The sequence below is a fragment of the Scandinavium sp. M-37 genome (assembly GCF_043558715.1).
GTDB lineage: Bacteria > Pseudomonadota > Gammaproteobacteria > Enterobacterales > Enterobacteriaceae > Scandinavium > Scandinavium vulneris_A.
The window spans coordinates 1-873 of record NZ_JBIGIN010000086.1; the positions used below are offsets into that span (position 1 = coordinate 1).

Genomic DNA, 873 nt, shown 5'->3' on the forward strand with positions numbered 1-873 from the left:
GAACAAGCAGTCCGAATGGCCACAGCTGCGTATGGTCTGTCAGATGGAAGTCACCAGCCATCTGCTGTCTGCGGTGGCCTTCGACAGCGTCTCTGAAGTCGGTGAAACGGACCTTGCGGCACAGCTTATTGACCGGACGCCGGACCACTCACTGACCCTCATGGATAAGGGCTTCTATGCCCTGGGTCTGCTGCATCGCTGGCAGTCATCAGGCACGGAAAGGCACTGGATGCTGCCCTTACGCAAAGGTGCGCAGTATGAGGAGGTGAGAAACCTGGGGGCAGGGCAGAAACTGGTGAGAATAACGCTGTCGCCGCAGGCGAAAAAGAAATGGCAGGATGCGCCGGAAACCCTGACAGCAAGGCTGGTCAGCAAGGAAGTAAACGGCAAGACGGTGCAGATACTGACGTCGATGTGCGACCCGCTCAGATACCCGAAAGCTGATATCGTGGACCTGTACAGTCACCGGTGGGAGATAGAGCACGGGTTCAGGGAGATGAAGCAGCATCTGCTGAATAATGAACTGACGCTGCGGAGTAAAAAGCCGGAGCTGGTGCGCCAGGAGTTATGGGGCGTGGTGCTGGCGTACAATTTATTGCGCTTCATGATGGCGCAGATGGCGTACAGCCTGAAAGGCGTGGAGCCTTATCAGATGGGGTTTAAACAGTCGGCCCTGTATCTGCGCAGTCACCTGAGTTCACTGCCGGGAGTGGCGCCGGGAAAACTGCCAAAAGTGATGGAAGAAATACTGAGTATGGCTCCAGGGTTGGTGCTACCAGGACGAAGAGCCCGGCATTACCCGAGAGCCGTAAAAAAGAGGCCACAACGTTACCCGTTGCGGCCTTCTTCAAAAGCTTAACTGACAAGCATTAC

1 protein-coding gene is annotated in these 873 nt (G+C 55.7%); it reads left to right on the forward strand.

Annotated features, from left to right (window positions below):
* The coding region (locus ACG0Z5_RS23765) for an IS4 family transposase (RefSeq protein ID WP_394451625.1) at positions 1-859 on the forward strand (859 nt) is incomplete at its 5' end.
* Positions 860-873: the final 14 nt, after the last annotated feature.